Below are 21,318 nucleotides of genomic sequence, written 5' to 3'. Positions count from 1 at the left end.
GCGCTTTTCGCTGCAATGCTTAGCTTCTTGTTCACAGGATTCCCCATGTCTGCCTGTCTATCTCTATGCCCGGTCGGTACGGCGAGAACCATAACCGAAAGGACTACATATCATGCCAACCAGGAACCAACCTGGATGGTTGCCCCAGGCCGACCCCCATGTCGACCCGGAGCAGTTCGCATCACGCCACGATCAGGAAATCCGATGCAGCGAGGGTCGGACGCGACCCACCGAGTGTTGCCGCTGAAAGCACGGCGATCTGAACCGCAGCCCCTGCCCCCGTACCATCGGCGTCATAGAAGAGTGCGCCGGTGCTCGAGTTGTAGATCAAGCGGTCATCCGCATCGTGCGCAGCCGCGCCGATATGGAAGGCCGACGAAGCCAGCACCGTTTCAGCAGCGCCAGGAAGGCCGGTGAAGACCGCCTTGCTGAGCCAGATCTGATCGGAGCCCGAAACGAAATCGACGATCGTATCGAGGTTGTTCGAAGCATTCGGCGTCGTGTTGAACACGAAGTCGTCTGCGCCCGCACCACCGCGAAGGGTGTCATTGCCGGTACCACCGATCAGGATATCGTTGCCGGCGTTGCCGATCAGCGTATCGTTACCTCCGTTACCGATCAACTTGTCGGCGCCGGCACCACCCGTGAGTGAGTTGGTCCCGTTGTTGCCGACCAGTTCGAGTCCGATCGTTGCCGCCGAAGCGTTGAGATTGATCGTCGTCGTACCGTTTGTATTGGCATTGGCGCCCATTCCGGTACCGGCAACCACGCGCTCGATCCCCAAGTCACCGCCATAGATGTTCAGCGTACCGGTCGTGGTTGCCGTGAAGCGCACTTCATCGGTGCCGATCGTGCCGGAGTCGTTGATCTCGGCCTTGCCGTGCTCGCTTGCGGCATTGATGAGATAGATGTCCGATCCCTCGCCACCATCCATGATGTCATCACCAGCGCCGCCGTTGATCACGTCGTTGCCAGCAGTGCCCTTGATGGTGTTATTTCCGGCCGAACCGCTATTCTGGACCAGCGCCTCGACATTGAACGTCTTGGTGTCAGTAACCGTGGTTGCATTGCCCGCAGTATCCACCGAGCGAATGGCCACCGAAAGCGATCCCGCAGCCTGCAAGTCAGCGCCGCTGACCGACACGCTGTAGGCTCCGTTCGAAACGGTTCCCGAGTAATCGGTTCCATTCACCCGGACAGTTACAGCGTCACCGTTCTGCACGTCATCACCAACGGTGCCGGTGATGTTGACGTTGCTGCCAGCCTCGACCAGCGACAGAAGGTTGTCGGACGTGACATTTGCAATCGCGAAGCTGACTGTCGGAGCAACCGTGTCAACAACCAGGGTGCCGTCGGGATTGACGTTGTTGAAGCCCGAAGCGGTAATCGCATTTCCGGCGGCATCAGCGATGGTGCCGGTCAGCGCGCTGGACAGAGCGGTTGCGAGGTCGGCAGTATTCTGGCCTGCAGCAGCGGTGTAGGTGAATACCAGCGACGTCGAACCCGAGCCGCTGACGTAAGTCGCCGTGCCGCCGCCGGTGAGTGCGATGGTCGGGGTCCCGGTGACCGTGACAGCCTCGCTGGTGGTGACCGTAAGCGTTACGGTATCACCGGCCTTGAGCGTGCCATCGTTGGTGCCATAGGCGATCGACGAGACAGTCGGCGCGGTGGTATCGACCACGAGGGTGCCGGTCGGATTGACACCGTTGAAGCCGGCGGAAACCACCGAATTGCCCGGGATGTCCTTGATCGTGCCGGTCAGAGCTGACGAAGCGGCGGTTGCAAGGTCCGACGTGTCCTGGCCCGCCGAGGCCGTGTAGCTGAACACCAGCGTGCTGGTGCCCGAGCCGCTGACGTAGGTCGCCGTGCCACCGTTGGCGAGCGCAATGGTCGGCGTGCCGGTGACGGCGACCGCCTCGCTGAACGTGACGTTCAGGTTGACCGAGTCGCCTGCCTTGAGCGTGCCGTCATTGGTGCCATAGGCGATCGAGCTGACCGTCGGAGCGACGCCGTCTACCGGGAGAAGCCCGGTCGGGTTCACGCCGTTGAAGCCGCTTGCGGTAACCAAGTTGCCGGCAGCGTCCTTGATCGTGCCGGTCAGCGCATTGCTTGCTGCCGTAACGATGTCAGCCGTGGTTTCACCCGCGCCAGCTTCGTAGCTGAACACCAGGGTGCTGGTGCCCGAACCGCTGACGTAGGTGGCGGTTCCGCCATTGGCCAGAGCGATGGTCGGCGTGCCGGTAACGAAGACTGCTTCGCTGAAGGCGACCGAAAGGTCGACCGTTTCCCCGATGATCAGATGACCATCGTTGGTCCCATAGGTGATCGACGAGACGGTCGGTGCGGTTGCGTCAACCGCCAGCGTGCCCGAAGGGTCAACCGCATTGAACGACGTGGTGTCGACCGCATTGCCCTGAACATCGGTGATCGTACCGGTGAGAGCATTCGACGAGGCCGTTACCAGGTCAGCCGTGTCCTGTCCGGCTCCAACCGTGTAGCTGAAGGTCAGGGTGCTGGTACCCGAACCGCTGACGTATGTGGCGGTACCACCATTGGCCAGAGCAATCGTCGGCGTGCCGGTGACAGTCACCGCCTCGCTCATGCTCACAGTGAGAGTTACGGTGCTGCCAAGCTTCACGCCACCTTCGCTCGGTACGTAGGACAGCGAGATCAGCGACGGAATAGTGCTGTCGACTGCGAGCGTGCCGGTGGGATTGACGTTGTTGAAGCCGCTGGTGCTTACCGCGTTGCCGGCAGCATCCTTGATCGTGCCGGTCAGAGCGCCGGTCAGCGCGGTCGAGACATCGGCAGTGTCCTGACCGGCTGCGGCCGTATAGCTGAACACCAAGGTGCTGGTGCCAGAGCCACTAACGTAGGTTGCCGTGCCGCCGTTGGCGAGCGCGATGGTCGGCGTGCCGGTGACATAGACCGCTTCGCTGAAGGCAACCGAGAGATCGACCGATTCACCGATGATCAGATGACCGTCGTTCGTGCCGTAGGTGATCGACGAGACTGTCGGCGCGGTAGCATCGACAGAGAGTGAGGTCGTGGTGGTGACGCCGTTGAAGCTGCTTGCGACAACCGCGTTGCCCGGGACATCCTTGATCGTGCCCGTCAATGCGTTGGAAGCCGCGGTCCAAATCGACGCTGCATCCTGCCCTTCGGCAACCGTGTAGGTGAACGTCAGGACGCTCGTGCCCGAGCCGCCGGTATAGGTGGCAGTACCGCCGTTGGCGAGCGCGATGGTCGGGGTTCCGGTGACGGTCACGGCCTCGCTCATGTTGACCGTGAAGGTGACGAGATCGCCAACCTTCACCGTCGAACCCGGCGCGTCGTAGCTGATCGTCAGGACCGTCGGCGCGGTGCCATCGACCGGCAATGCACCTGTGGGGTTAACGCCGTTGAAGCCGCTGGTGCTGACGGTGTTGCCCGCCAGATCCCTGATCGTGCCGGTCAGCGCATCGGTGGCAGCAGTGGCGATGTCGGACGTGTCCTGACCGGCGCCCGCCGTATAGCTGAACACGAGCGTGCTCGTGCCCGAACCGCTGACGTAGGTGGCGGTGCCGCCGTTGGCGAGCGCGATGGTCGGCGTGCCGGTGACATAGACCGCCTCGCTGAAGGCAACCGAAAGGTCGACCGATTCACCGATGATCAGGTGGCCGTCGTTCGTGCCGTAGCTGATCGAGGAGACGGTCGGTGCCGTCTGGTCGATGGTGTAGGTCTTGCCGGTGGATGCAGTGCCGGTGTTGCCGGCGGCGTCCTGGACACGCAGCAGGATCGTGCCCGATCCGGACAGAGTAGTGTTCCAGGTGACGCTGGTGCCGGAAACGGAACCGGTAATGTCGGTCCAGTTCGAGCCATTGTCGGTCGAGGCCCACAGCGATTCAGCCGAGTCCGCACCCGAGGCGGTGGTGACCAGTGCGGTCGAGAGCGTGGCCGTGACGGTCTGGCTTCCGGCGTTGGTGACGCCATCGGTCGAGCTGTTGCCATTGTCGGCGCTGATCGCAACGCTGCTGACTGTCTTGGTCGGCGCGACCGTGTCGACGATAAGGGTGCCGGTCGGGTTGACGCCGTTGAAGCCCGCTGCGGTAACCGCATTGCCTGCGGCGTCGGCGATCGTCCCGGTCAGCGCGCTGGAGGCCGCGGTGGCGAGGTCTGCGGCGTCTTCGCCGGCAGCGACCGTGTAGCTGAACACCAGGGTGCTGGTGCCCGAGCCGCTGACGTACGTCGCCGTACCGCCATTGGCGAGCGCAATGGTCGGCGTGCCGGTGACAGTCACGGCCTCGCTCAGGGCGACCGAGAGCTGGACGGTATCGCCGACCTTCAGCGTGCCGTCGTTGGTGCCGTAGCTGATCGAGGAGACGGTCGGGACGGCTGCGTCGACGGCGACGGTGCCGGTCGGATTGACGTTGTTGAAGCCCGAGGCGGTGACGGCGTTGCCGGCCGCGTCCGCGATCGTGCCGGTCAGCGCGTTGCTGGCGGCAGTGGCGAGGTCGGCCGTGGTCTGGCCTGCTGCAGGGGTGTAGCTGAACACCAGCGTGCTGGTGCCCGAACCGCTGACGTAGGACGCGGTGCCGCCATTGGCGAGCGCGATCGTCGGCGTGCCGCTAACCGTGACGGCCTCGCTGAACGCGACCGAGAGGTTGATCTGCTCTCCGACGGCGAGGTTGCCGTCGTTGGTGCCGTAGGTGATCGACGAAACGGTCGGGGCGGTAACGTCGACGGCGACGGTGCCGGCCGGGTTGACGCCGTTGAAGCCCGAGGCGGTGACGGCGTTGCCCGCCACGTCCGTGATCGTGCCGGTCAGCGCGTTGCTGGCGGCGGTGGCGAGGTCAGCCGTGGTCTGGCCTGCGGCGGGGGTGTAGCTGAACACCAGCGTGCTGGTGCCCGAACCACTGACGTAGGACGCCGTGCCGCCGTTGGCGAGAGTGATGGTGGGCGTGCCGCTAACCGTGACGGCCTCGCTGAACGCGACCAAGAGGTTGATCGACTCTCCGACGGCGAGGTTGCCGTCGTTGGTGCCGTAGGTGATCGACGAGACGGTCGGGGCGGTAACGTCGACGGCGACGGTGCCGGCCGGGTTGACGCCGTTGAAGCCCGAGGCGGTGACGGCGTTGCCGGCGGCATCGGTGATCGTGCCGGTCAGCGCGTTGCTGGCGGCGGTGGCGAGGTCAGCCGTGGTCTGGCCTGCGGCGGGGGTGTAGCTGAACACCAGCGTGCTGGTGCCCGAACCGCTGACGTAAGACGCCGTGCCGCCGTTGGCGAGAGTGATGGTGGGCGTGCCGCTAACCGTGACGGCCTCGCTGAACGCGACCGAGAGGTTGATCGACTCTCCGACGGCGAGGTTGCCGTCGTTGGTGCCATAGGTGATCGACGAGACGGTCGGAGCGGTAACGTCGACGGCGACGGTGCCGGTCGGGTTGACGCCGTTGAAGCCCGTAGCGGTGACGGCGTTGCCGGCCGCGTCGGTGATCGTGCCGGTGAGCGCGTTGGCGGCTGCCGTCGCAAGGTCGGCAGTCGTCTGGCCTGCGGCAGGGGTGTAGCTGAAGACCAGCGTGTTGGTGCCCGAACCGCTGACGTAGCTTGCCGTGCCGCCATTGGCGAGCGCGATGGTCGGCGTGCCGGTCACGGTGACCGCTTCGCTCAAGACGACCGAGAGGTTGATCGCTTCGCCAGTGGCGAGGTTGCCGTCGTTGGTGCCGTAGCTGATCGAGGAAACGGTCGGAGCGGTCGTGTCGACGACGAGCGTGCCGGTGGGGTTGACGTTGTTGAAGCTGGCTGCGGTTACCGCGACGGCGCCGGTGGTGGAGTTGATCGTGCCGGTCAGCGCGGCGGTGGCGGCGGTGGCGAGGTCAGCCGTGTTCTGACCGGCAGCGACGGTATAGGTGAACACCAGGGTGTTGGTGCCGGTACCGCTCGTGTAGCTGGCCGAACCGCCACCCGTGAGAGCGATCGTGGGCGTGCCGGTGACCGACATGGCTTCGGTGAAGACCACCGAAAGCGTGACGCTTTCACCGGCGCGCAGCGTGCCGTCGTTGGTGCCATAGGTGATCGAGGTCACCGTCGGCGCGGTGATCGTCAGCGTCTGGGAAACGAGCGGGTTCGATTGGTTACCCGAGTTGCGATTGATCACCAGAGCATGCGCACCAACCGCCAGCGCCGCACCATTGTAGGTGAACGTCCAACTCGTCGCGTTGGCAGCGACGTTCACCTGACCAAGCAGCGTCGTACCATCCCAGATGTAGATGATATCTGCCTGGTTATTGTTCGAAAGAGCGCCACTGATGGTGATGCCGGTGCGGATCGAAGTGGACCAGTCACCCAGCGTGCCGGTATCGCTCGCAGCAGCCAGCGTGACAGTGAAGCCGGTGCCGGAGACAAGGTTCTCGACCGCAACCTGCTGACCGTTGACCGTAATGGTCCCGGTCCCTTCGGTGCTGTAGAAGCTGGTCAGCGAGTCCGTGAGCGAGATTTCGCCGAATGCCAGAGCGGCGAAGATGCCGCCTTCTTCGCCAAGGGCATCGCGGCCGCCATTGAGCAGCGCGTCGAAGGCGTGGCCGACTTCGTGCACGAGCAGTTCGACGATTGCGCCGGTCGATGTGGCCTGTGCAAGGTAATCGGCGTTGATGTAGATTACAGGAGCGCCATCGGGGCCTGCGGCGGCATAGGCCGCCAGCGCGCCGTTCATGTCGGCGCTGGACAGCACGTCGACAGTGATGCCGAAATTGCCGCCGAGGATAAGGTCACGCAGCGTCAGGATGTTCTGTTCGAACGTGGCAGCGTCGGTGCCGGCGGTCGCATAGGCGGCGCGCAGCATATCGTCGAAGTTTTCGGACGAAGCGAGGCTGACCAGAAGGTCTGTTACCTGCGAGGCCGCACCATCAAGAATGGTCTGCTGCCCGGTCGCAAATACATCGGAGTCAAACGAAAACATGCCCACCACCTACCTCAAGAACTAGAACACCGACGGGATACCCGCCCCTGATTGGACCAATCATCATCAGGCAAGGAGCGACCTTGCCCTCTTCACTTCACTTTCTGCCCCGGCATTTGCAGCGTGCGCCACCGGTCCAGATCATCGGGAAAATGATAAACTCCCGAAAGCACTTCAGCATCGTCATTCCAGAGCATCGAAAAATCACATGCAGACGGAATCACCCGAAACCAACTTTGGTTAAGAGGGGCACCCGCAAATCTGCCCCACACAGACTTATGAGTGTACGCTCCAGGCTTTGCCATTTCAGGCAAATCACTGGAATGTATCAATCTACTGCAAAGTGCGCGCTCTGGCTCTCCTCAATTATCTTTAGTTAATCACGTTTTTTCAGTGATCAGCTTGCAAACGTTTTTACAATTTTGGACTGTAACGAGACATAACCCGATGGTTTACACAGCCCTCGATGATGAAAAAATGATGTCGTCTGGACCGCGATTTCGGAAGTCACGCAAGTCCATCGGGATTGCCGAATGTTCGCGGCAGAAGGCGATATCTTCGGCGAATCGCCGATCCATATGACTTTCGCACGAGTGACCTGATTTTCCCGGCATGGCTCTGCAATGCCCGGCAGGCACTTTCGCGTTCATCTGTTTTTAATGATAATTGGAGCGACGAAGCAGCGAGTCAGAAAGAAAGGCGGCAAAACTGGGCCATTCCAGCGCAATTCAGGGCACTTCTGTCACAATACGGTCAGAAAGGCGCGACTGTGACAGGCCAGAGCACAGGCCCGGTCTGATTCAGCAACTGTTGATTCTGGCGCAAATCATCTGCGCAGCGCGCATACGGCGTAACTCACGCGCCGATACGCTTGTCCCTGGCTGATCCGGCCCGCGCCCTGGCAGGCGCTTTGGCTGTTCCCTTGGCAACCTGAGCTCCAGCGGATTTCGTCCGCTTTGCCGGATCGCGTCGTTCAGACCACGTCCGGTTGGCCAGTTCACGACGTTCCTTCGAGTACCGGGCAGCCACCATCGGATAGTCATCTGGCAGACCGAACTTCTGCCGATAGTCCGCAGGGCTCAATCCATGGCGCGACAGATGGCGACGCAGCGCCTTGTAGGGCTTGCCATCGATCAGGGAGATGATGAAATCGTCAGACGCGAGCGATTCCTCGATCGAGACGGGCAACTGCTGGTCAGGGGTTGCGGCTGTGCCTGCAACCAAGGCACCGGACTGTGAAGCGTGCCCGTTATCGAGCTGGCTGCTGGGCGGGCTCGCGGGCTGATCGCCGACCTGACTCGCAAGCTTTTCCACGACACCGAACATCGAAGTCAGGAAGGACACGGCATCGTCCTGTCCAGCCCTGGTATTGGGATTGGACAGCCATGCAACCGTCAATTCGTTCGCAAATTGCAGCGACCGCGCCGCATTTACACTGTCCACCTGATCACCTGCGGGAAGCTACCTGTCCGTTAACCGTCGCATAACCCGGCAGATTAGCGATGTAAACGAAACTGCCGCGTGATTCCGCGTGTTCGGGGATAACAGAAGCGCATGCGCGCTAATCTTTGCCGAGATCATAGCCAATCAAGGATGTCACGTGAACGAACCGGCTATTTAACGTCCGGCACCGGTCATGCACTATCACGGCACAGGCTTCCGATGCCCTAGTGGCTCTGTCCACCCCGCAGCACGGAAGCTGCGCCCCTCGCAGCTCTGCCACGATCACCGCGAGGGGCGCACTTTTTCCAGAAACTGCAGAGAACCCTGTCCACGCGTTGGCGTGATCTTTGGGGCATATGTCTTTTGCAATGACCAACCCCCTTACGTCGTGATTGCGAGCGGAGCGAAGCGATCAGGCTCGCCTTCGGTGGTGGGCGTGGGATGCTTGTTTCTCGCAGAGACGCAGAGGGAAAAGAGATCGCAGAGGAAGAAGATCGGTTTCGCGCGGAGGCGCGGAGGCGCGAAGGTGTTGCGCCTTGGCGTGAAGGGGCGTGTGGTTAGCAGGTGGTTGAGGAGTGGGAGGAGCGAGTCTTTCGCCTCAGGCTGGCTGGACTGCCGGTTCACTGACCGCATGCCTGGGAAGCCGGACTTCGAAAAGCGCTCCCTGGGCCGTGTTGTGCAGTTCGAGCTGTCCGCCAAAACCGCTCACCAATCCGAACACGATGGACAGCCCCAACCCGGTCCCTTCCAGTGGCGGCTTGGTCGTGAAGAACGGTTCGAAGACGCGGTCGCGTATCCGGTCCGGCACGCCGCCGCCATCGTCGTGCACCGCGACCGTGACCCAAGTCTCGTCAGAATGGCAGACCACCTCAACCTGCCCGGCCGAGGCTCCCTTGCGCCTGGCTTCGATCACTGCGTCATGCGCGTTGACCAGCAGGTTCATCAAGACCTGCTCGAGCGCCAGGGCAGTGGCCTTGACGGCGTATTCGAGTTCCAGCCCAGTGGCCTTCAATGCAATGCCGGAAGCCTCGAACTGGGGCGTGACCATCGCGATGACAGACCTGACGGCCGCAGCGACATCGACTTCGACGATCTCGTCGACCGGCATTCTGCCGTAGAGCTTCATCTGCCGGATGATCGCCGCTGCGCGCTCGATCTGTCCGGCGACCACGTCAAGCTTGGCATGCAGGGCTTCTTCCGGAAGCTGGCCGATGCGGATCCGCTGGCGGATGTTGGTCACGGCCGCATTCATGATCTGCAGCGGCTGATTGAGTTCGTGCGCCACGCCAACGGCCATGCGGCCAAGGCTTGCCATCTTGTCTGCATGAAGCAGTTCGGCTTCGGCAGCCTTGCGGTCGGACACATCGATCAGCAGGCCCACGACTTCGAGATGCGCATGTTCGCCACGCTCGACCGACAGACTGTCGAGAATCCAGACATAGTGCCCGTCACGGTGCCGCAGGCGATACTCTACGGATGCCTGAAGGCCTTCCTGAAAGACTCTTCGCTGCCTGGCGATCTTGTCCAGATCATCGGGGTGATAGAGCCCTTCGAGCCGTTCCATCCGGGTGATCTCAGCGGGAGTGTAGCCAAGCAGGCGTTCAACCCCGCCGCTGACAAACACGATCTCGAAGCCGCCGCGCGCATCAAGATCGACAGCGTAGATCGCCACGGGGGCATTGCGCGCGATGCTGCGCAGACGCCTTTGCGCTGAACGCAGGCGGTCTTGTTCATCGGCGACGACTTCTCCTGCGCGTGCGATTTCGCGAGCGAGATCATCAAGCTCGACAAAGTATTCGTCATCCTTGCCAGTCGACAGATCATCGTCCCGCGCCATCGACATGCCAACTGCCGTCTGGAGCAGACGACGGACCGAGACCTTTATCTCGCGCGCGAAGACAGCGGTGAGCGCAATGATCGCGGCGATCATGACCGCGAGCAGGCCGAACAGTTCGAGCTGATAGACGCGGATCTGATCGATTTCGCGCGCGACGGGAACCAATACCGCAAGATGTCCATACCTGCCGGGCGCAGGTGCGGACTTGATGTAAACCGACGCGGACAGGCTGGTCATGATCGGCGTGCCGAATGCCGTTGGCGCAAGGAAGCCCTCCCCTGCCGGGTTCAGCATGGCATCGCGCACCTTGCCGCTGGTCGGGACATCACCGCCGTTGAGAGGCTCGATCCTGCGACCGGGCATCACGAGATAGATCTTGCCGAAGTCGCGGTTCGGCATGGGGTTTGCGACGAAATGGGCGCGCACTTCCATCGGGGCAGGGTCTGCCGCGAGAGATGGCGCCTGGCCCCTGCCCTGTCGGCGGGCATTGTCGGCAAGGTCGGTGAGGATCTGCGCGGCGATCCCCAGCCCTGCATCGGCCTTGGCAGTGGCCAGCTGGCGCATGTCGGCCTCCTTTTCGGGAGCCGCGAGCCGGGTGAACCCGAGGACGGGAAGGATGCTCGCAATTGCGAAACTGGTGAGCACGAAGGTTTCGAGCGACAGCTTGGGCAGTTCGCTGGCCTGTCGCCGACGGGTGGCGTAAAACAGGTGATAGAGCAGTTCGCCGATGGCGACGTTGAAAACGCCGTTGACCGCCTGCTTCACCACAACAAGCTGGAGCGCGACGCCGCTCATGCCCATCAGCCAGCCATAGCTGGCCAGCGCCATCGGCGTGCCAAGCACCAGCCAGAACAGCGCATCGGCCGCAATGGGCACGAGGCGGCGCTGGAGACATGCCACCATCGCCACTTCTGCGGTCCAGATGGTGACCGCCCAGGGGTGATGCCAGATGAACAGCGTCGGCAGGCTGGCCAGTGCTCCGGCAAGGATCAGGAGGCGGCGGTCGAGCACTCTGGTCGCCGCCATGACGACCGCAAGTCCGAAAACGAGATCGAGGCCCCATCCCAGCGAGAGCGGGAGGAAATTCAGGCCCGCGCCGAGAGCCGCCACGATCGCGAACATCACCAGCTGTGACGCCAACGATGCCCTGCCGGGTTCTGGCGGACGCGGTCTGGCCATCAGGTGTTCAGTCGCTCACGGATCATCCGCAGGAGGAGATCGAAGTCGACCGGCTTGGCCAGTGCGGGGACGTCTTCGAGCTTCTGGTCGGGCGCGAGGTCGATCATGCCGGTGAGCATGATGAAATGGACCTTGCGCTCAGGCGGAAGCGACTGGCGCAGGGTCTGGATGAGGGTCACGCCATCGAGGCGCGCCATCCGCAGATCGGTGACTACGACCCGTATCGCGGCATCGGCAAGAACGCGCTCGCAGGCGGCAATCGGAGAGGTCTCGGTCGCCACTTGCAGGCCGAGCAGTTCGAAGAGTTCGGCATATTCCTCGAGCGCGGCAAGCTCGTCATCGATGATGAGAACTTCGCGGGCGGGCTCGGTGCCGACGGATGCGTGGGACTGGGGGGTCACTCGCCCCTCCGTCCCAGCGATGACGGACCACGTGACGGGATGGCGGGCATGCTCAGGTGTTGTCCGAGCCTGGGGCGGGATCCTTGCCGTAGCGATCCACCACGCCCTGCGCACGCTCGATCTGTTCGTCGATGCGGGCGAGCTTGCGCAGGAGGTAGTCCTGCATGTCGTCAGGCAGCTTGCCGCTCAGCGCATTGCGCAGGTTGGCGGTGGCCACGCTGATAACGTTGAGCGGCTGGCTCAATTCGTGGACAAACTTCCTGTCGATACCGCCGCTCATAGCCGGACCTTCCCCTTGTCGCGGATAGCAGTCCGCGCACCGTGTTTCGGAAGGGCCGGGACATAGGACTGTCCGCAGGTCCGCGCAACACGGGCGCCAGCGGCTTGCGCAAGCGCCATCACGCGATCAGTCCGCTGGCGCCCTGGCGGACTTTGCCATCTCCACGATCTTGACCAGCTGCGCGGACGAGGTGACGCCGAGCTTGTTGAAGATCCGGAATCGGTGGATCTTGGTGGTGTTCTCGCTGCGGTCGAGGAGGTTCGCGATCTGCTTGGTGACGTAGCCCTGTGCGATCAGCTCAGCCACGCGCCACTCTGCAGGGGTGAGTGCCTGGACCATACGGCCGACTTCCTCGACCGATTCCCGACGGCACGTCTTCATGCGGCCGGCACCGATCGCCGCGGTAAGCGCGCGGCGCAGATCGCCCTGCTTGATCGGCTTGACCAGAAACTCGACCGCGCCTGCGCGCATGCAGCTGACGGCGGTCTCGATGCTCGATACGCCGGAAAGGAAGATCACGGGCAGGTTCGGCGCAACGGACCGGAGCCAGGTGTGCATCTCGATGCCGTCGACGCCGGGGAGTTCGACGTCGAGCATGACGCAGCCCTGCAGGCTGGCGACGGACTCGCGCTGGAACTCGAGCGGGCTGCTGAAGCACTTGACGGTATAGCCGCACCACTCGACCAGTTCGCGCAGCTCTTCGAGGATTACCGGATCATCATCGAGGATGTAGACGGTCTCTCCCTGCACGCGGCAGATCTCGTTCTGCGGGCATGGCAGGCCGACGAGCGGAGCCTCACCGATGGCCTGGCACGGACGATTGAACGCCTCGATCCCACAACGGGTTTCGAGCGTATAGCCCCAACGCAGATTTTCCCTCGGCCGCAACAACGAAATTCCCCCAATCCCCAGTCATTTGATGACGACAACCATCATCGAAACAACGTGCCACGCCCCTAAATCCAGCGCCCCATGCCACACAGCTCTGCTACTCGCAAACGATTGAGGATTATGGCGATAGTCTAATTGGTTAGGTGGCCGACGAAAACAAGTGTTACGATCCCGAAAGGGGACAGCAGGTATCCCCGGGGCACGACGCAAGTTTCGGGGTGACGGCGAAGGCTGGCGGTTATCCGGCAGGGCCGGAGCCGTCACCGTGGCTATCACTGGGCCGCTGGAAGTTCGCTCTGCTGGCCGGTTTCGATGCGGCGGAACAGATACTGGTACATCTGTGGATCGGCCACGATCACTTCGGTCTTGGACCCCGTCACTCCCGGAATGCCGCGCGAGATGATCTGGACGACCTTGATGCTGAGAATGCTGTTTCCGCGCTGGCCGGGAAGGACCATGGCGTAGAACTTCAGGCCCTTCTCGCTGTGGGTTTCGTCGCCGGTACGTCCGCGCGTCCCGCTCATCTGGCCGGTCGCCCGGTCCACGACGTCGAGCTTGTAACCGCCTTCGCGGAACACGGCGGCCGCGCGGTCGAAGGTATCCTCGATGGAGAACGCGTACTCGTAGCGCTGGTAATTGCCGTCGAGCGAGAACAGGGCCCGGTCAGGCTGCAGCGTACCGTTAGAGACGCACCCTCCAAGGGTGCACGCAGCCAAGACTGCGCAGATCTTGCCAAGATGCAAAGCCACGTGATGCCTCATCGAATGCAGGACGAATGCGTCCGGTTCCGGCTCAACCCGCCATGGCCGCAAGCGCACGGGGCGCACTTGCAGACTCTACTGGCGTGCGCTCGGCAGACAGCTTCTCGACAGCCGCTTCCAGGGCTTCGCTATCGATCTGGTAACCTTCTTCACGAACGTTCCTGATCTTGAGCAGGCCGGAAAGCTTTGCGTTCAGCCTGCAGATCATGACCTGGATCGACTTGCGCGGGTCGCCAGTCTTGGCCCGGCGCGTCATCTGACCAAGGGTGGTGTAGCTTACAGGCCGACCGGCGCTCTGCTCGAGCAGATGGATGAACTCGGCTTCGGCCCGCGTGAAGCTGTGCGCCCCCAGCAGCGCCACAAGCCGTGAATGGCTCACCGCCTTGGCGGGCACTGCGGCGAAGCTGTCCTGCCGCTTCATCGCGCTGGCAAGCCAGGCATCGGCAACGCCACCTTCGCTGAACAGATCATAGACCGCATCGGCGCCAGCACGATAAAGCAGCGCGCGCTCGGCCGCCCGTGCATGGGACAGCACCGCGATCATCAGCTTCGAGGGATAGACCTCGCGGAATTCGCGCAGCAAGTGGGCAACCCTGCGATCTTCGTCCCCATGAACGAGAATGACATCGAACCGCGTGCCTGCCTGCGCGAGCAACCCGGTATTCCAGGGGCTGTAGGTCATTTCACGCTCGACATTGGCCCATGCCGCAACCCAGTGAACACGTTCATCATAGGTCCGGCCCGGCAACCCGATCACACGGACAAGGGGAGAGCCGTCAAGCCCAGGGGAATGAGAAGCTTCTTCGCGCCGAACAGGTTCTGCCGCCATGGCCTTGCCAACGAGTGGCCCTGCGCCATCATCGTAATCAAAGTGGCGTTCAAGGTCTGCCTGAAGCAGCACCGCTTCGCGCATATCAAGTTCTTGCGCTCCGGTTGCAGGATGGCCACCTTGACCCAGCAGTTCGGTACGGGGATCCGGCTGGAAATCGAAACCTTGCGTGATTGCAATCCGGACTGCATCCGCAACGTTTCTTGCACCGATACGGGCCAGCGCCTGAGCGCGGTGAAGTTCGACCGTGCGCGGGCTGATCTTGAGCCATTGCGCAATGTCATCAGCGCTCATCCCCCAGACGACAGCACGCAGTATTTCGGACTGACGCCCGGTAAGGCCGCCGAAACGGCCCAGCCTCCAGGAGCTGGGTGCTGCCGTATGATTTTGATTCAACGCGATTTCCACTGCGACCACCTTTCCCGCTGATGGGGACTTGAAGCGATACGCAATTCCTTCGGGATCAATCTGCCTCGGCAAGATGAGCACCTTGCGGCACCTTGCAGGACAGCTTCTTTCCAGACCCGGAAAAGCTAAGACTTTTTAAGCTTAGCCTCGCTTTTTCCGATATATTACAATTTGGCTATAGAGGTCGACCATTTGCCTATGTAGCTGTATCATCGATATGTACGCCGGTTTTCGCCAAACCAATGTCTTGCGAGTTTTCGGTTTTTCCCGCGTTCCCCTAGTCGGGCGCGGGTTGCCCGATCGGGCGATGGCCAAGCGACGTCGCGTCAGGCAAGGGAAGCCGAACATGAACGCTGGAGTTATAATCTGTTCATGAACAAGCCGGCATCTGGAGTCCATGGAATGTCACCGCGGCATGCCTTTCAAAAGCTCGAAGACAGCGCACTGGAAGTTCTTGGTCGGCTTGCCGCGCCGGTTCACATCTACAGCTTCGGGCAGCAGAGCATCTGTTGGGCAAATCGGCCAGCCGAAGCGCTTTGGAGTGCAAGCGGCCCTGACGAGCTGAGTTCTCGCGAAGTCTCTCCCCAGAGCACTGCCGTACGCCTCCGGCTCGAAGAGTATCGCGAGGCTTTTGCCAGAGGTGAGGAACGCACGGAAAGCTGGACACTCTATCCCAAGGGCAAGGCGACGACTGTCCTGTGCCATTGCCGGGGCGTCAGCATTGAAGGCCATCCCGAGGCGATGCTGGTCGAAGTGGTTCCCTTTGCGGACGCCACGCTTCCGGACGCCGAAGTGCGCGCCATAGAGGCCTTGCGGCATACGCCGCTGATGATTTCGCTGTTTGACGGCAAGGGCAATGTCCTGATGCGCAACCCTGCCGCAACCGCCGCATTCGGCTCCATCGACACAGCGACGCCCGGTGCGGACCACTTTGCCGAGATGTTCCTGGAAAAGGACGCTCCGGCACGCCTTCTCAACGCGGTAAGGGCTGGCGGCCATGCTATGGAAATCTGCCGGACCACTGCACCAGGCCATCCTTCACACAGCCTGCAGATCAACCGGCTGGCAGATCCGGCAACGGGCGAGGAGGTCATTCTCGTTTCACAGCAGGACGTGACCGAAACGCTTGAAGCGCGCCAGCATCAGGCTGAAAGCGAGGATGCGCTCGACCTTGTGCTTTCACTGAATGTTGCCCCACTACTGATCCTGTCGGAGACGACGGAAACCCTGCTGCGTTGCAACCGCTCCGCGCAGGACATGCTGGGGATCAGCGATGTCGGCAGTCTTGCCAGCGACAGGCGTTACTGGGACCGGGAGGCGCTGGCGGCACTCCACAAAAGGCTGGAACAGGAAGAATTTGCCAGCGGTGAAGTGGAACTGCGCAGGGCAGATGGCGAAACGCTGTGGGTCTTCCTTGCAGGCGTGCGCATTCATTACCGCGGCCAACCCGCGCTGATATTCACCGCGACGGATATCGACAAGCTCCACCGCGCCAATAGAGAGCTGGAAGCCGCCCTTGGCGTCGAACGGCGGGTCGGCGACCTCAACCGACAGATCCTCGCCATAGCATCGCACGAACTGCGCACCCCGCTGGCGATCATCGACAGCGCGGCGCAGAGAATCGAAAGCAATGCAGAGCGCAGCGCAAATGCCTTTGTCGTCAACGCGGCACAACGCATCCGGAAATCTGTGCAGGTCCTGGTCAGGGTCATGGACAGTACCCTTTCGCGGGTCGAACAGGCCCTGCCGCTGCAACAGGCGCCTCTGGTCGAGACCGACCTTGCCGCACTGATCGAATACTGCGCTCAATCCGTTCGCGACATCAATCCGGAAGCCAGGATCAGGGTGTCTCTCCCCTCCCTGCCGAAGGTGCGCCTTGATGGTTCGCTGGTCGAGGGGTTGTTCTTCAACCTGCTCGCCAACTCGATCAAGTACAGCAACGGACCTGCAAACATCGAAATCACCGGCGCCATCGAGGATGACAAGATATCTGTGGTCGTGCGTGACGAGGGCATAGGCATACCCGAAGCGGATCGGCCGGCCGTGTTCGAGAAGTTTGCACGGGCTAGCAATGTCGGCAGCAGGCCGGGCAGCGGCCTTGGTCTGGCGCTGGTGCGTGAAGCGATGGAGCGCCATGCCGGGACGATCAATCTGCTGCCGGATGACGGAACGGGCCTTGCGCTCAACCTGCAGTTTCCGCTTGTCCGGGAACTGTCGTAAACGATTTCCGACTCGTGTCTGATTAGATTCTAAATATTAAAATCAGATCAAAAGTAGGGTATGCGCGCGCCATTCACGCTACATACCGTTGTCACCAGTAGCCAAGGCGGTTAGAGGAGCGACGCTAGGCATAGTATCGAAAGCAACTTTTTCGCCTTGAGTGTGCGCTCGCGCACAGAATGCGTAGAGAGATGCCGTAAAGAATGCGCAGAGCAACGCTGTAAAGTCAGTTTACACAAAAAGGCGGGCGACGAAGAGATGGAGGCCGACAGCGAAGCGGAAAAGTCATCCCGCACGCCGATCCGGCGCTGGCTCTGGCTGTCTTATCTCAGGGCCGCAATCGTCCCGCTCCTGTTCATCGAAGTGACCTTCCTTGCGATCTTCGTACTGTCCAACTCAATCGTTCACGATGCCAATATCGAAGCACTCGAAGACGTATCGGGATCCTATCTCGACAGCGTCGCGCGGCTTGAGGCGCAAGGCATTGCGACCACGCTCGAAGGCGTATCCAGCAGCACCGGAATCCTTGCCGCCCAGACCAAGGTGGCACTCGATGGCGATTATCGGCCCTCGGCAGCGGAAATGGCGCGCTATGCCCGCACGTCCGACGGCGGCTTCTATACGCGCTACAGCATCGGGACGACAGCGAGCTACTATACCGGCGCGACACCGGTAGGCCCGGATGAGATCCGCAAGGTCTGGAAACTGGCCGCGCTCGATCCGCTGATGGCGGACCTTGAGAGCGCCAGCCCGCTCGTCGCTTCGGTCTACGTCAACACCTACGACAGCTACAACCGGATCTACCCCTACTTCGACGTGCTGGAGCAATATCCGCACAAGATGCGGATTCCGGACTTCAACTTCTATTACCTTGCCGACGCCAGGCACAATCCGGCTCGCAAGCCGGTCTGGACCGAAGCCTATCTTGATCCGGCCGGCCATGGCTGGATGATCTCTTCGATTGCGCCGGTTTACAGAAACGGCAAGCTGGAAGCGGTCGTCGGGCAGGACCTGACGCTCGGCAACATCATTTCCCACCTGCTCAATCTCAAGATGCCGTGGAATGCCTATGCGATGCTGGTCGATCGCGAAGGGCGCATCATCGCCATGCCGCAGCAGGGCGAAGTGGACCTAGGCCTGCGCGAGCTGACATCGTTCAAGTACTCGGACGCGGTCCGCGCCGACATGCGCAAGCCCGAGGCGTTCGATCTCAACAAGCTTGCGGCGACCAAGGCCCTGGCCGAAGCGATGAGAAAGTCGGACCACGGGCGCATGCGCTTGTCGATAAACGGCCTCAGCGTTGCCAGCTATGCCCAGATCGCGGGACCGGAATGGCGGCTGGTGGTGGTGGCACCACAGGCGAACATCATCGCCGAAGCCGACAGCCTGCGCGACCAACTACAAACCATCGGCTGGAGCATGGCGGCCGCGCTGGTCGTGTTCTATCTCGGCTTCTTCCTGTTCCTGTTTCGTCGCGCAAAGGTGATGAGCACCGGGCTCTCCGGGCCTATCGGCAAGCTCATCGGCGTGCTCGACCGGATTGCCGCCGGCCATTACCGTCACGAAGTTCCCTCGACGGATATTGCCGAACTCGACGATCTCGGGCAGCGGCTGGTGATCACCGGAGAGAAGCTTGGCGAAGCGCATCGCCGTCTTGCCGACCAGCAGCGACTGACCGAGCAGGCGCTGCGGCGGCAGCAGCAGGCCAGCGTGGAGCAGATGCGCTTCATCCGCGTCCTTTCGCACGAGATACGCACGCCCCTGTCAGTGATCGACAGCGGTGCGCAGATCCTCGAGAAGAAGGCCGGCGACATCGGCGAGGCCGATCTGCGCAAGCGGGCGACGCGCTTCCGCGGGGCGGTGGAGCGGATCACCGGGCTCCTTTCGAAACTGGGCCGCAGCCTTGATGCAGGGAACGAGGGGGCCGAGCCTAACCTCGCCAATGCTGCGCCACTGGACGACATCGTCAGCGCGCTTGCCCTCGAGATCGTGCCCGAAGAGCGGCTCGTGCTCGAGACCGATGTGCGCAATGCGATCGTCAAGGACAGCGGCGCCATCTCGCTCGCGCTCCGCACCGTTCTCGACAACGCGGTCCGCTATTGCCCCGAGGGCAGCATTGCGGTCTCGGCGGTTGCGACGCAGGACCTTGGCACGATTACCGTTCGCGATCATGGCTCGGGCGTGACGGCGGTGGAACTCGGTTTGATCGGCACGAAGTTCTTCCGCGGCAACAATGCGGCGAACCAGCCCGGCGCGGGAGTCGGCCTCTTTCTTGCGCGCCGCGTGCTGGAATCGGGCGGCGGGTCGCTCACGCTGGAATCGAACAGCAGCGGGACAACCGTTACCCTGACCTTCCCCATCACGACACAGGCCGATGAAAGCCCCGAGGTCATCGCGCATGCAGGATAGTGCGATCCGCATCCTGTGCGTCGAGGACGAACCCGATCTGCGCGAAGACCTGGTCGATGTGCTGCAGGAATGCGGGTATGGCGTGGATGCCGCGCACGATGGACCTACCGGCTTCGCCATGGCGCAGGAACGGTGCTATGACCTCATCCTGTGCGATGTGCTGCTGCCTGGCATGAACGGTCACCAGCTTGTGTCGGAACTGCGGCAGAGCGTCGGCGCCAGCAGCAACTCGCCGGTGATCTTCCTGACCGCCTATGCCGACCGGAAGCTCCACGATGACTGCACCAGCCTGGGCAATGCGCAAGTGATCATGAAGCCGGTCGACTATCGCAACCTTGAAAGCCTGATCGCGCGGAGCGTTGTCGGCGCGCGGTGACCTCGGCCCAGCCCTAGCGCGAACCAAATCCGGTCAGGACCGTCCTGACGGTGAGCAGGATGACAAGAATGTCGAGCCACACCGAGCAGTGCTTGATGTAGTAGAAGTCATACTCGAGCTTGCGCCTTGCCTCGTCGGCCAGAGCGACGTTGCCCTGGTTGACTGCGGCCCACCCCGTGATGCCCGGCCGAACCGAATGGCGATAGGCGTAGTAGGGAATCTCGGCCTGGTACATCGTGGCGAGTGACACGGCCTCCGGGCGCGGTCCGATAAAACTCATGTCACCGCGCAGGACGTTGAACAGCTGGGGAAGCTCGTCGATGCGCCATTTGCGGATGAAACGGCCGACACGTGTGATGCGCGGATCCTCGGCTTCGGTGAAGGCAGGCCCCGGGACGTCCGAACGCATGGAACGCAGCTTGTAGCAGACGAAGACCTCGCCCTTGTAGCCCATGCGCGGTTGACGAAACAGCGCAGCACCCGGGCTTTCCAGCCGGATCAGCAAAGAAGCCAGCGCGATGACCGGCAATGCCAGCACGATGCCAGGAATGACCACAACCAGATCGGCAAGCCGCTTGACCCTGAGCAGCGGACGCGAAGGCATCAGCAGGCCGAAATACTCGATAGGATGCGTGGCAAGGCTCACCCGTCCGGAAAGCATTTCGGAGAAATCGCTGGCTTCATAGACCGGCAAGCCATTGAGAACGGCCTTGCCCAGCAGCTTCTCCGCATGCGGAGACATCGGCTGGCTCTTGTCGAAAACGACGCCCGATATCTCACCGGCCAGATCACTGGTCGAGAGGACAGTCCAGTCGATCTGGGCTCCGGCCAGCAAGGGATCGCGCGGCATACCTCCGACGAATGCGAGACGAGGCATGCCCGATCGGCTGCGCAGCATGACGACGGCGAAGTACCAGACGATCGCACAAACGAAGCTCGCGACAGCGACATAGCGAAGGAAGGGCAGTCGCAGCAGCGAGGCTGCCGAGAAGAACACGAAGTAGTTGCCGAGGAATGCCGGGAGAACGAGAGCCTTGTCCGCTGCAAAGGCGAGCATGCTGACCTGGCGCAACGCGACATGCGCGCCGGTCAGGGCCAGCCCGCAGACGACCAGCGTCAGTATCTCGACCAGCGTCATCGGCGGGCGTTCGATGTGACCGTACTGGTTCACGACGTGGCCCAGCCAGGGCAACCCCAGACCTGCAAGATAAAGACCGCCGAGCGTGAACCTGTTCGAACGGATCAACGCGTCCCAGCGACCATCGGCGTAACCCGATTTCCCGGTAAAGCCGAGCATCCGGTCAGGGAAGTGCATCTTCATTGCAGTGGTCCGATGGAAATCGAGGAAGG

Annotated in this window: 13 protein-coding genes and 1 pseudogene; 3 read left to right on the top strand and 11 right to left on the bottom strand. The window is 62.0% G+C overall.

Going from position 1 to position 21,318, the window contains the following annotated elements; genetic code table 11:
- Window positions 1–181: 181 nt before the first annotated feature.
- The 10 genes and pseudogenes from ACZ1JW_RS13080 to ACZ1JW_RS13035 all read right to left on the bottom strand — a co-directional run.
- The gene (locus tag ACZ1JW_RS13080; protein WP_465140846.1) at window positions 182–6,934 is read right to left on the bottom strand and encodes an Ig-like domain-containing protein; all 6,753 of its coding nucleotides are present in this window, start codon (window positions 6,932–6,934) and stop codon (window positions 182–184) included.
- Window positions 6,935–7,026: 92 nt separating this feature from the next.
- Window positions 7,027–7,239: a hypothetical protein gene (locus ACZ1JW_RS13075; protein ID WP_465140845.1), complete on the bottom strand. Its 213-nt coding sequence runs from the start codon at window positions 7,237–7,239 to the stop codon at window positions 7,027–7,029.
- Window positions 7,240–7,789: 550 nt separating this feature from the next.
- Window positions 7,790–8,278, bottom strand: a complete 489-nt coding sequence (locus ACZ1JW_RS13070; protein WP_465140844.1) for a MucR family transcriptional regulator — start codon at window positions 8,276–8,278, stop codon at window positions 7,790–7,792.
- A 697-nt stretch (window positions 8,279–8,975) separates the two neighbouring features.
- Window positions 8,976–11,393, bottom strand: a complete 2,418-nt coding sequence (locus ACZ1JW_RS13065; RefSeq protein WP_465140843.1) for a sensor histidine kinase — start codon at window positions 11,391–11,393, stop codon at window positions 8,976–8,978.
- On the bottom strand, window positions 11,393–11,794 hold the full coding sequence (locus ACZ1JW_RS13060) for a response regulator (RefSeq protein WP_465126259.1): 402 nt from the start codon (window positions 11,792–11,794) through the stop codon (window positions 11,393–11,395). The genes ACZ1JW_RS13065 and ACZ1JW_RS13060 overlap by 1 nt, the downstream gene beginning before the upstream one ends.
- 52 nt (window positions 11,795–11,846) lie before the next feature.
- A complete protein-coding gene (locus ACZ1JW_RS13055; protein ID WP_465140842.1) occupies window positions 11,847–12,074 on the bottom strand; it encodes a hypothetical protein in 228 nt (75 codons plus the stop codon).
- A gap of 126 nt (window positions 12,075–12,200) precedes the next feature.
- Window positions 12,201–12,962: a response regulator transcription factor gene (locus ACZ1JW_RS13050; RefSeq protein ID WP_465140841.1), complete on the bottom strand. Its 762-nt coding sequence runs from the start codon at window positions 12,960–12,962 to the stop codon at window positions 12,201–12,203.
- 275 nt (window positions 12,963–13,237) lie between these two features.
- Window positions 13,238–13,681: a hypothetical protein gene (locus ACZ1JW_RS13045; RefSeq protein WP_465126262.1), complete on the bottom strand. Its 444-nt coding sequence runs from the start codon at window positions 13,679–13,681 to the stop codon at window positions 13,238–13,240.
- Window positions 13,682–13,757: 76 nt separating this feature from the next.
- Window positions 13,758–14,639 carry a hypothetical protein gene (locus tag ACZ1JW_RS13040; RefSeq protein WP_465142825.1) on the bottom strand — a complete coding sequence of 294 codons (882 nt, stop codon included), beginning with the start codon at window positions 14,637–14,639 and terminating at the stop codon, window positions 13,758–13,760.
- Between the two features lie 150 nt (window positions 14,640–14,789).
- Window positions 14,790–14,849 (bottom strand): annotated as a pseudogene (locus tag ACZ1JW_RS13035) (hypothetical protein); the annotation flags it as partial.
- 516 nt (window positions 14,850–15,365) lie between these two features.
- Here ACZ1JW_RS13035 and ACZ1JW_RS13030 point away from each other — a divergent pair.
- The 3 genes from ACZ1JW_RS13030 to ACZ1JW_RS13020 all read left to right on the top strand — a co-directional run bounded on the left by ACZ1JW_RS13030 (window position 15,366) and on the right by ACZ1JW_RS13020 (window position 19,968).
- A complete protein-coding gene (locus tag ACZ1JW_RS13030) occupies window positions 15,366–17,183 on the top strand; it encodes a sensor histidine kinase (protein ID WP_465140840.1) in 1,818 nt (605 codons plus the stop codon).
- Window positions 17,184–17,441: 258 nt separating this feature from the next.
- On the top strand, window positions 17,442–19,592 hold the full coding sequence (locus ACZ1JW_RS13025; RefSeq protein WP_465140839.1) for an ATP-binding protein: 2,151 nt from the start codon (window positions 17,442–17,444) through the stop codon (window positions 19,590–19,592).
- Complete coding sequence (locus ACZ1JW_RS13020) at window positions 19,582–19,968, top strand: response regulator (RefSeq protein ID WP_465140838.1); 387 nt, start codon at window positions 19,582–19,584, stop codon at window positions 19,966–19,968. Before ACZ1JW_RS13025 ends, ACZ1JW_RS13020 begins: the two co-directional genes overlap by 11 nt.
- Window positions 19,969–19,981: 13 nt before the next feature.
- Here the strand turns inward: ACZ1JW_RS13020 and ACZ1JW_RS13015 are convergent, their stop codons facing one another.
- Window positions 19,982–21,289 (bottom strand): sugar transferase, encoded by a 1,308-nt coding sequence (locus ACZ1JW_RS13015; protein ID WP_465140837.1) that lies wholly within the window; start codon window positions 21,287–21,289, stop codon window positions 19,982–19,984.
- Between the last annotated feature and the right edge of the window lie 29 nt (window positions 21,290–21,318).

The organism is Novosphingobium sp. BL-A-28-Hi1-0D (assembly GCF_055521755.1).
This window is presented reverse-complemented; position numbering and strand designations above follow the sequence as displayed.

Coding starts and splice junctions, on each gene's coding strand:
- ACZ1JW_RS13080 (WP_465140846.1), bottom strand. CDS start 6,934: ATGTTTTCGTTTGACTCCGATGTATTTGCGACCGGGCAGCAGACCATT.
- ACZ1JW_RS13075 (WP_465140845.1), bottom strand. CDS start 7,239: ATGGCAAAGCCTGGAGCGTACACTCATAAGTCTGTGTGGGGCAGATTT.
- ACZ1JW_RS13055 (WP_465140842.1), bottom strand. CDS start 12,074: ATGAGCGGCGGTATCGACAGGAAGTTTGTCCACGAATTGAGCCAGCCG.
- ACZ1JW_RS13030 (WP_465140840.1), top strand. CDS start 15,366: ATGTCACCGCGGCATGCCTTTCAAAAGCTCGAAGACAGCGCACTGGAA.
- ACZ1JW_RS13015 (WP_465140837.1), bottom strand. CDS start 21,289: ATGAAGATGCACTTCCCTGACCGGATGCTCGGCTTTACCGGGAAATCG.
- ACZ1JW_RS13040 (WP_465142825.1), bottom strand. CDS start 14,639: ATGCGCGAAGCGGTGCTGCTTCAGGCAGACCTTGAACGCCACTTTGAT.
- ACZ1JW_RS13025 (WP_465140839.1), top strand. CDS start 17,442: ATGGAGGCCGACAGCGAAGCGGAAAAGTCATCCCGCACGCCGATCCGG.
- ACZ1JW_RS13065 (WP_465140843.1), bottom strand. CDS start 11,393: ATGGCCAGACCGCGTCCGCCAGAACCCGGCAGGGCATCGTTGGCGTCA.
- ACZ1JW_RS13020 (WP_465140838.1), top strand. CDS start 19,582: ATGCAGGATAGTGCGATCCGCATCCTGTGCGTCGAGGACGAACCCGAT.